The organism is Rhodococcus sp. G6(2025), assembly GCF_058628105.1.
This window is the reverse complement of record NZ_CP179750.1, coordinates 2,765,261-2,777,000: the sequence shown is the minus strand read 5'-3', so window position 1 is coordinate 2,777,000 and position 11,740 is coordinate 2,765,261. Positions and strand designations below refer to the sequence as shown.

General features: G+C 69.0%; 1 protein-coding gene (only partly in view). It reads right to left on the bottom strand.

The genetic code is table 11. The features are described 5' to 3' along the window. Positions 1–4 precede the first annotated feature (4 nt). On the bottom strand, positions 5–11,740 hold the 3' end of the coding sequence (locus tag ACLIVD_RS12460) for a non-ribosomal peptide synthase/polyketide synthase (protein WP_491932546.1). Its footprint extends 21,993 nt past the window's final position; 11,736 of the gene's 33,729 nt are visible here — the last part of the coding sequence; its start codon lies off the right edge, out of view; the stop codon is at positions 5–7.

The following is an 11,740-nucleotide window of genomic DNA, read 5'->3' as shown; positions in this document are numbered from 1 at the left end:
GAGATCAGCGCCCGGATCGCTCCTCGGCCTGAGCCACGAGCGCGGCGAGCGCGGCCACCCAGAACTCCCCGAAACGGTCCACCTCCGGCGTCGAGAGGACGCCGGGCGGGAAGGACATGAACGCCGACAACTGCAGGCCCTCTGCGGTTTCCGAGATCACCGACTGGATGTCGAGAACGGCCTGGGCGGGCATCGCGCTCTTCTCGAATCCACCCGTGACGGGCGATTCGAAATCGGGCAGCCAGTCGAGTCCGCGTACCGCCTCGGGAACCTCGGCCGCGCTGACGCGTCCGATGTAGTTGAACACGATCTGCGGTTCCGACCAGTTCCTCATGACCGCCGACGTGTCGGGGTTCAGGTACCGGAGCAGCCCGTACCCGATTCCCCGGTCCGGGATCGCGCTCAGCTGATCCCGCACCGCGTGTACGGCGTCCGCCGCGCTCGCGCCACCCTGGAGGGCATCGGCGATGTCGACCCCGGCGAGGTCGAGACGTGCCGGGTACATCGTGGTGAACCAGCCGACCGTCCGCGACAGATCCGCGCCCGGCACCGTGGACTCTTCACGTCCGTGGCCCTCGAGGGTGACGACCGTCGACGAAGCCTCGACTCCGCGGTCGCGCCGCCATGCGGCCACCGCCAACGCGAGCGCTGCCGCGAGGACGTCGCCGATCTCACCATCGAGCGCACCCGGCGTGCCACCCAGCAATGCCTCAGTGACCGGTGCCGGAACATCCACCCGGGTTCGTTCCAGCGTGCTGACCAGATCGGTTCCCAGGTCCAGCTCACGCGATCCGAGCAGCGGATCCGGGCCGGTCAGCATGTGTTCCCACACCTCGAGTTCGGCCACCCGCTCCGGCTTGACCGCCGCCTCGAGCAGACCGTCGGTCCAGCGCCGCAGCGACGTTCCGACCGGCTCGAGTGACGGCGACGTGCCGGCGGCGATCTGCGCGCCCGCGGTCGCGAAGTCCGGCACCAGGATCCGCCACGACACGGAGTCGATGACGAGGTGGTGCGGCACCACGAGGAGCCGTCCGCGCCGATCCGACTCGGCGGGGTCGAGCCAGACGAACTGGAGCATCGACCCGGTGCGCGGATCGAGGCGATCCAGCGCCGCGTCGAAGGCCGCACTCGCCACCGCGTCGAACTCCGGCGAACCGGGCTCGTCGCCGGCCGCGATTTCCACCCGCTGCACGGTGGCGTCGATGTCGACGCTGCCCGCGGGTGCGATCTCGAGCGCGTCCTCTACACCGGACGTGACCAGAGTCGATCGCAGCACGTCGTGCTTGTCGACCACGGCGGCGATCGTCGCGGTCACCTGCTCGCGTTCGATCCCGGCGGGCAACGTCAGCATCAAGGGCATGACGAACCGGTCGAAGTCGCCGCCGCGCTCCACCATCTTGCGGGCGACCGGGGTGAGCGGCACAGTTCCGACGCCACCACCCTCGTACTCCTGCAGTGCGGCCGCCGCGGACTCGCCCGAATCGGCCACCGCGGCCAGCTCGGCAACGGTGCGCCGCTCGAACACATCTCGCGCGGTGAAGTGGATACCGGCCGAACGTGCCCGCGCCACCAGCTGGATGGACACGATGCTGTCGCCGCCGAGCTCGAAGAAGGAATCGTCGATTCCGACGCCCTCCCGGCCGAGCAATTCGCCGAACACGGTCGCGAGTGCACGCTCGGTGTCGGTGCGCGGCGCCCGGAAGTCGGCCGCCGACGCGAAGTCCGGCACCGGCAGCGCGCGCCGGTCGAGCTTGCCGCTGGTTCCCAGCGGAAGTTCGGCGAGAATCATCACGGAATCCGGAATCATGTACTCGGGCAGCGATTCCGCGACGAACCCGTTCAGTGCCGCCGGGTCGAGAACCGCGTCCGGCTTCGGCACGACGTAGGCGACGAGCCGCGCACCCACCTCGCTGTTGTGGACGATCACGGCGGCCTGCGCCACGTCGCGATACCGGACGAACGCCTCCTCGACCTCGCCGAGCTCGATACGCAGCCCGCGCACCTTCACCTGGAAGTCGGTGCGGCCCACGAACTCGAGGACGCCGTTCTCGTTCCACCGGACGAGGTCGCCGGTGCGGTACATTCGCGCACCCGAATCGCCGAACGGGTTCGCGACGAACCGTTCCGCGCTCAACGCGGAACTGTTGACGTATCCGCGAGCGAGTTGCGCGCCGTCGAGGTACAGCTCAGCGGGAACACCGATCGGCGCCGGGTTCAGATGAGCGTCGAGCACGTAGGCCCGCGTGTTCCAGGCCGGCGAACCGATCGGTGCGATCGTCGTCGTTCCCGACGGCTCCACCACGTGGGCCGTCGAGTTGATGGTCACCTCGGTCGGGCCGTACAGGTTCACCAATTTCGCGGAACCGAGACCGGCGACCCGCTCGGCCGCCGACTGCGGCAGCGGCTCACCGCCCGCGAAGACCAGGCGCAGCGAACCGCACCGGTCGGCCGTCGCGGCATCGAGGAACATGCTCAGCACCGACGGGACGAACTGGATCACCGTCACCGCTTCCGTGCCCACGGTCGCTGCCATGTAGTCGGGGTCGCGGTGACCGTCCGGCGACGCGATCACGAGAGTGCCACCGACCACCAACGGCAGGAACAGCTCCCACACAGAGGCGTCGAACGTGAACGGTGTCTTCTGCAGCACCACGTCCTGCGCGCCGATGCCGTAGACGTCCCGCATCCACGCCAGCTGGTTGGCCAGCGCCGAATGCGGAATCGCCACGCCCTTCGGACGTCCCGTCGAACCCGACGTGTACAGCGCGTAGGCCAGGTTGTCCGGGCGCAACTCGGCGAGCCGCTCGGAATCGTCGACCGGGCCGTCCGCGTACTCGGACAGGTCGAAGTCCTCGACCAGGTACACCGGCACGTCCACGTCGAGATTCGCGATGTCGTCGGCCAGGCTCAGCACACACGTCGGCATGGCACTGTCCACCACGTACGAGGTGCGGTCCGCCGGGTGCTCCGGGTCGATCGGCACGTACGCGCCGCCCGCCGCGTGGACGGCGTAGAGGCTGATCACCATGTCGAGCGAGCGTCGCATCGCGATGCCCACCACCGAGTCCGGCCCCACCCCGATCGACATCAGGTGCCGCGCCAGACGATTCACCCGCGCGTCGAACTCCGCGTAGGTGAGGCGCACATGGTCCGCCACCACCGCCGTTCGATTCGGTGTGCGGGCGACCTGGGCGCCGAACATCGACACCACGGATTCGTCGGTGACGTCGTGCCCCGAGTCGTTCCACCCGGACAGGACGAGTTCGCGTTCGTCGCCGGTCAGCAGATCGAGATCGCCCACCAGCGTGGAACTGCCTGCCGCGATGGTCTGCAGGATCCGGTTCAGCCGGGACCCGAGCCGCTCGACGGTGTCGGCGCCGAACACGTCCGGGAGGTACTTCAGGACCAGTTGCACCTCGCTGTCCGACTGGGCCAGCAGGCTCAGCGGGTAGTGCGAGGCGTCGCTGATCTGCACTCCGGCGACCCGGAGCCCGTCGATGTCGCTGTCCTCGGTGAGACCTGCGCGGTCCACCGGGTACGACTCGAACACCGTCAACGTGTCGAACAGCCCACCGATTCCGGCGATCTGCTGGATCTCGGGAAGACCGATGTGATGGTGGTCGAACAGCGTCGACTGTTCCGCCTGCAGTCGCTCGAGCAGTCCGAGGAGCGACTCACGGGGATCGATGCGCACGCGAATCGGGATGGTGTTGATGAACAGGCCCACCATCGACTCGATGCCGGCGACCTCCGGCGGGCGACCCGAGACGGTGGCGCCGAAGACGACGTCGTCCGAGGCCGTCATGCGGGCCAGCAGCAGACCCCATGCCGCCTGGACGATCGTGTTCATCGTCAGGCCGCGGTCCCGGGCGATGCGCGCCAGGTTCTCGCTGACCACCTCACCGAGGTGCAGCGCGAACTCGGCCGGCTCGGGTCGGTCCTCGCTGCTCGGCGCCGGGGCCAGCACGGTCGGACCGTCCAGTCCCGCCAGTGCGTGCGCCCACGCGCTGCGCGATGCGTCGGTGTCGCGTTCGGACAGCCAGCCGAGGAAGTCGCGGTAGCTGCGCACACGCGGCAGCACCGAACCGTCTCCGCGGGTCGCGTACAGCACCAGCAGGTCCTTCATCAGCAACGGCATCGACCATCCGTCGAGCAGGATGTGGTGGTTGCTGATGGAGAACCGGTAGCTGTTCTCACCCGTGCGGATCAGCAGGAACCGCATCAGGGGCGGACGACTCATGTCGAACCGTGCCGAACGATGTTCGCTCAGAACGGAACTCATCTGCTCCTCGCGTTCGGTCCCGGACAGACCGGAGAGGTCGAGCTCTTCCCAGGGCAGTGCGACGCGGTCGACGACCACCTGGACCGCGGTCCCCGAATCGTCGGGGACGAACGCCGTGCGCAGGTTCGCGTGACGTGCGATCAACGCCTCCGCCGCGCCGCGGAGCCGGCCGGTGTCGACGATGCCCTGGAAGTCCAGCACCACCTGAGCGGTGTAGACGTCGAACGCGTCCTCGGCGAGAACGGAATGGAAGAACATTCCGGACTGCAGCGGGGCGAGCGGCCACACGTCGGTGGCGTCGGGGTAGCGCCGCTCGAGCGCCTCGAGGTCGTCCTGCGTCACGGACACCAGCGGAACGTCGGATGGTGTCAGACCGCCGCCGTTCGGCCCGGAGGCGTGCTCGGCCAGCGCGGTCGCCGCGGCGTGCCACAGTTCGGCGAGCTCCCACACGTCCGCCTCGTCGAGAATCTCGGTGGCGAACGAGATCTTGGCTTCGATCTGGGGACCGGACGCCGTCTCCGACGTCACCGCGTTGATGCTGAGCACCGCGGGCGCCACCATGTCGTCGTCCATGGCACCGCCGAACTCACCCGAATCGCTGTCGGGGATCCAGCCGAGATCCCGGATCTCGGCGGGCAGATCCACCGAGCCCGCGCGACCGAGGTAGTTGAACCCGATCTGCGGAGTCGGCAACGATGCCAGCGCCGCAGCGGTCTCCTCGTTCAGGTAGCGAAGCAGGCCGTAGCCGATGCCCTTGTCGGGCACGGCAAGCAACTGTTCCTTGACCGCCTTCAGTGCCGCGCCTGTCGACGTCCCGCCGTCGAACGCGTCGTCGAGATCGGCCCGGGAGACGTCCAGCCGCACCGGGTACAGGCTCGTGAACCAGCCCACCGTGCGGGAGAGGTCGGCACCGGGCACGGTCGCCTCTTCCCTGCCGTGTCCCTCGAGGTTGATCAGCACCGAGCGATCCTCGGTCCCGTTGCGGAGTCCACGCCAGCGCGCGACCGCGAGAGCGAGAGCCGCGAGGAGGCCGTCGTTGACACCGCCGTTCACGGACTGCGGGATCGTGGTGAGCAGCGCCTGCGTCACCTGCGTCGAGAACGTCATGCTCAGGCGGTCGGTCCGGGCGATCACGTCGCGTGCGGGATCGAATGCACGCTTTCCGATCAGCGGATCCGTGCCCGCGAGCATCCCGCGCCAGAAGTCGAGTTCCGCCACGCGGTGCGGCGACTTCGCCTCCTCGACCAGGCCGTGCGCCCACGCACGGACCGAGGAGCCGACCGGTTCGAGCTGCGCCGGCTGTCCCGCCGTGATCTGCGAACCCGCGGTCGCGAAGTCCGGCAACAGCACTCGCCAGGACACACCGTCGACGACGAGGTGATGCGCGAGCACCAGCAGGCGGCCGCTCTGCCCCGGCAACGACGCCGCGGGAGCGAACCACACGAACTGCGTCATCCGGCCCGACGCCGGATCCAGCCGCTCCGCCGCACGGTCGAGAGCCGCGCGTGCCAGTCTCTCGAATCCGTCCGTTCCCGGCTTGTCGGTGAACTCGATCTGCTCGATCAGGTCGTCTGCACCGAACGCCTCTTCGGCGGGGAGAGCCTCGAACGCCCAGTCGTCCCCGGTCCGGGTGAGCCGGGATCGGAGAATGTCGTGGCGTTCCAGGACAGCATCCACCGTGGCCACCAGCTGATCCCGCGTGACCGCGGGCGGGGTGGTCAGCAGAACCGCCTGCGAGAACTTCTCGAAGGTCCCTGCCGTCTCCACCAACCAGTGCGCGATGGGCGTGAGCGGAATCGATCCGACGCCGCCGCCCGGCAGCTCCTCGAGCTTCACCGACTCGACGTCGGTGGCCCACGCGGCCACGTCGGCCAGCGCCGAGACGGTCTTGCGCTCGAAGACGTCCCGAGCCGTGAACAGCACCCCGGCGTTCTTCGCGCGGGTCGTCAGCTGAATGGACACGATGCTGTCGCCGCCGAGGGCGAAGAACGAGTCGTCGACGCTGACGCGGTCCACACCGAGCACCTGCGCGAAGACGTCGGCGATGGCCTTCTCCATCGGCGTCGACGGCGCGCAGTACTCACTGGCAGCCGACACGAACTGCGGCTCGGGAAGCGCCTTGCGGTCGAGCTTTCCGGCGGGCGTCAGCGGCACAGAGTCGATCGCCATGATCGACGACGGCACCATGTACCCGGGCAGGGTCTCGGACACGAACGCCGACAGTTCCGCGACGTCGATCGACGCGCCGACAGCGGGCATCACGTACGACACCAGCACGGTCTGACCGGTCTGCTCGCGGTGATGGCCCAGCGTGACCGCGAAGTCCACGCTCGGGTGGCTGCCGAGTTCGGCGTCGATCTCACCGAGTTCGATGCGGAACCCACGGACCTTCACCTGGAAGTCGGACCTGCCGACGTAGTCGAGGACGAGGTCGCCGGTCTCCCCGTCGTGCACCCAGCGGACGACGTCGCCGGTGCGGTAGAGCCGCTCACCGGGACCGCCGAACGGGTTCGCGACGAAACGCTCCGCCGTCAGGGCGAACCGGTTGTGATAGCCGCGTGCCACGCTCGGACCCGCCACGTACAGCTCACCCGCGACCCCCACCGGGACGGGCGTGAGCCGGGAGTCGAGCACGACCACGTCGACGCCCCGGGTGGGACCACCGATGGTGACGGGCAGATCCGCCTTCATCGGGTTGCTCGACGTGCTCCAGATCGTCGCCTCGGACGGCCCGTACAGGTTGAACATGCGCCGGCCCGGCGCCCACTTCTGCATGAGTTCCGGCGGGCAGGCCTCGCCGGCAACCGACAGCACCTCGATGCCGTCCAACCCGGCCGGGTCGACCGTGGTCAGAGCCGCGGGCGTGATGAATGCGTGCGTGACCTTCTGCTTCTTCAGCAACCGGGCGAGTTCGTCGCCGCCGTAGACGACGCCGGACGCGATGACCATCGTCGACGCGGCGGCCACGGCGTGCAGCAGTTCGAACACGGACGCGTCGAAGCTCGGCGAGGCGAAGTGCAGCACCCGCGACTGCGGAGTGAGGCGGAGTCGCTCGACCTGCTCGGTCGTGACGTTCGCCAGCCCGGTGTGGGTGACGACGACGCCCTTGGGCAGACCCGTCGACCCCGACGTGTAGATGACGTACGCCGCGTCGTCGACCCGGGTCGGACGGATGCGGTCGGCGTCGGTGACGGCCTCGGACGACACGGACGCACAGTCGCCGTCCATCTCGTCCTCACCGAGCACCAGCCAGCGCACGGTGTCGGGCAGCTCGCCGACGTGGGCGCCGGTGGTGAGACCGACCTCCACGCGGGAGTCCGTGACCATGTGCAGGATCCGGTCGAACGGGTAGCTCGGATCGACGGGCACGAATGCGGCGCCGGTCTTCGCGACCGCCCAGATGGAGAGGATCGATTCGACGGAACGCGTCAGCGCCAGTGCGACGAAGTCGTCGGCCCCGATGCCCCTGCCGATCAGGACGCGGGCGAGACGGTTCGAGCGCTGGTCCAGATCACGGTAGGTGACCTGTTCGTCGCCGCACACGACGGCGACGGCATCGGGGTCGACCGCTGCGGCGGTGGCCAGGATGCTCGACAGGAGCTCGGGTGCGGCGCTGTCGGCGCCGCGCACGGGTGCCAGCACCGCGTGCTCGTTCTCGCTCAGGACGTCGATGTCCCCGATCAGCACGGAGGCGTCGGCAGTAATCGCCTCGAGGATGCGCTGGAAACGGAACGCGAACGACGCGATCGTGCGTTCGTCGAACAGATCCGTCGCGTAGGTGAAGACGCCCCGCATCGGCGCGGCCCCGTCCGCGCCGGCTGCGTCCGCGAGCGTGAGCTGCAGATCGAACTTCGCGGCGCTGATCCCACCGTCGAGTCCCTCGACCGTCAGACCGGGCAGCTCCAGGTGCGCCTGCTCGATGTTCTGGAAAGCGAGTGCTACCTGGAAGAGCGGCGAGAACGCCGTGGAGCGTTCCGGCTGGAGGATCTCGACCAGCCGCTCGAACGGCACATCGGTGTGCGTGAACGCACCGAGGTCGTGCTGACGCACCTGCGCGAGGAGGTCGGCGAACGTCGCGTCGACGTCGACCTGGGCCCGCAACACCAGCGTGTTGACGAACATGCCCACGAGGTCGTCGAGCGCGGCCTCGCCACGACCCTCGATCGCCGTACCCACCGCGATGTCGTCCGTGGCGCTCAACCGAGCGAGCAGCACCGACAGTGCCGCGTGCGCGACCATGAACAGCGACGCGTTGTGCTCACGCGCCAGCGCCCCGAGCCGGTCGCGTAGTTCCGCGTCGATCTCGAAGTCGAAGTTCGCGCCGCGCATCGACTGCGCGGGCGGCCGCGGCCGGTCCGTCGGCAACGGCAGCACGTCCGGCAGACCGCTGAGCGTGGTCCGCCAGTAGTCGATCTGCTTGGTGGCCAGTGAATCCGACGCGTTCTCGTCGCCGAGCAACTCGTGCTGCCAGAGCGAGAAGTCCGCGTACTGGACGTCGAGAGGAGCCCAGGCAGGTTCGGACCCGGCGGCGCGCGCGCTGTAGGCGATCACCACGTCGCGCGCCAGCGGTGCCGTCGAGGCACCGTCGGAGGAGATGTGGTGGACCACGATGACCAGCACATGCTGCTCGGCGTCGATCCGCAGGAGACGCGCGCGGACCGGGACGGCCTTCGCGACGTCGAAACCAGCGGTGACGAGGGAGATCACGCGCTCACGCAGGGTGTTCTCGTCGGCGACATTCTCCACGTCCAGCGAGGTGAAGCTCCGGGTCCGCGACAACACGACCTGGCCCGGACCGTCTCCGGTGTCGGGATACGTCGTGCGCAGCGTCTCGTGCCGTTCGACGACGTCGCCGAGTGCCTGCTCGAGCGCCGAGACGTCGAGGTGGCCGGTCAGCCTGATCGCCAGCGGAATGTTGTAAGCCGCCGACGCCGTGTCGAACTGGTTGATGAACCACATGCGGGACTGCGCCGGGGACAGCGGAATCCGGGCCGGACGCGGTTGCGGCACCAGGGCCGGGCGGCTCGCGCCCGCCGAATCGGACTGCTCGGCGCGAGCCGACAGCGCGATCACCGTCGGAGCCTCGAACAGTTCGCGCACACCGATCGACGTGTCGAGCGCGGCGTTGACGCGGGCGACCACGCGTGTCGCGACCAGCGAGTTGCCGCCGAGGTCGAAGAAGCTCGTGTCCACGCTGACCCGCTCGTGACCGAGCACGTCCGCGAAGACTCCCGCGACGATCTCCTCGACGGGCGTACGCGGAGCCTTGTAGTGGTCCACGGCGCCACCGAACTCGGGTTCGGGGAGCGCCTTGCGATCGAGCTTGCCGTTGATGTTCAGCGGCAGCGCGTCGAGGGCGATCAGCGCGGACGGCACCATGTATCCCGGCACCGACCGGCCGGCGAACGTGAGAACGTCCGCGTCGTCGACGGAGACGCCCTGCTCCGGCACCACGTAGCCGACGAGCCGGTCCCCGGTGTGACGGTCGTGGTGGACCACGACGACGGCCTGCGCCACCGACGGGTGCGCCACGAGCGCCCGCTCGATCTCGCCGAGTTCGATCCGGAAACCGCGGACCTTGACCTGGAAGTCGCTCCGGCCGACGTAGTCGAGATTACCGTCGCGGTTCCACCGCACCAGGTCACCGGTGCGGTACATGCGCTGTCCGGCGTCGCCGAACGGATTGGCGACGAACCGTTCCGCAGTGAGGTCGTGGCGGCCGAAGTAGCCGCGCGCCAACTGCTCGCCCGCGAGATAGAGCTCACCCGTGACGCCGGCGGGAACGGGGTGCAGACGCGAATCGAGAACGTACGTCTGCGTGTTCCATTCAGGCCTGCCGATCGGCACCGAACCGTCGCGCTCGTCGCCGCACCGGTAGTGGGTGACGCTGACGGCGGCCTCGGTGGGGCCGTACAGGTTGAAGATCTCCGCGTCGGAGACGTCGCGGAAGCGGAGCATCGTGTCGGCAGGCAGTGCCTCACCGATGCAGAGCACACGTGTCAACGACACCAGCTGGGCCGGTTCTGCCACCGCGACGAACGCCGACAGCAGCGAAGGCACGAAGTGGACGGTCGAGACCTGCTGCTCCGCAACGAGTGCGGCCAGGTACGACGGGTCGCGGTGGCCGTCCGGTGTGGCGACGACCAGACGTGCGCCCGCGGTCAGCGCCCACCAGAACTCCCACACCGACAGGTCGAACGTCGCCGCCGTCTTGAGCAGCACCGAATCCTCGGCGGTGAGCGGGTATTCCGACTGCTTCCACCGCAACTGGTTGGCGATCGCTCGGTGCGCGATCGCCACACCCTTCGGGCGGCCGGTCGAGCCGGACGTGTAGATCACGTACGCGGCGTTCTCCGGCCGCAGCGGCGCGATCCGCTCCGAGTCGGTGAGCGGGGACGGGTCGATTCCGCCCAGATCCAGTTCGTCGAGAAGGAGGTAGTCGACCTCGCCCGGCAGTCCCCCGACGACGGCGCGGGTCGCCAGGACGCAGACGGGTTGCGCACTCTCGAGCACGTACGCGGTGCGCTCGGCCGGATGGTCCGGGTCGATCGGCAGGTACGCACCGCCGGCCGCGGCGATCGCGTACATGCCGACCAGCAGTTCCACCGAACGCGGAATCGCCAGGCCGACCACGGTTTCCGGGCCGACCCCGCGGCCGACGAGATGCCGGGCCAACCGGTTGACCCTCGCCGAGAAGTCGGCGTACGTCAGCGACTCGCCCTCGAACACGAGAGCAGTGACGTCCGGGTTCTCCGCGGCGACGCTCGCGAACATGTCCGCGAGCGTCGTCTCCGGCAGGGCCCGCTCGGTGTCGTTCCATCCGGACACCACGAGCGCGCGCTCGTCGCTGCTCGCGAGCGCCAGGTCGCCGACCGCGGTCCGCGGCGAATCCACCGCGGCGGCCAGGACGCGGCGGAACATGTCCGCGAAACGCTTGACGGTGGCGGCGTCGAACAGGTCGGTGGCGAACGTGAACACGCCCGACATCTGCTCACCCTCGGGGCTGTCGCCCAGGATCAGATGGAGGTCGAACTGGGCGGTGTCGCCCTCGACCTCGAGCGGTGTGACGGTGAGGTCGGGCAGTTCCAGCTCGGCCTTCGTCGTGTTCTGGAACGAGTAGCCCACCTGGAAGATCGGATGGTGGGCCATCGAGCGTGCCGGGTTCAGGACCTCGACCAGGCGCTCGAACGGGACGTCGGCGTGCGAGAACGCCTCGAGGTCGGCCTCCCGGGCACGATCGAGGATCTCGTCGAACGTCTGCTGCCCGTCGACCTGCACCCGCAGTGCGAGGGTGTTGACGAACATGCCGACGACGTCGTCGAGTTCGCGCTCGCCGCGGCCTGCGATCGGGGTGCCCACCGAGATGTCCTCGGCGCCGGACAACCGGCTGAGCAGCACCGCGAACGCGGCGTGCACGGCCATGAACACGCTGGCGTTGTGCCTGCGGGCCAGCGCTGC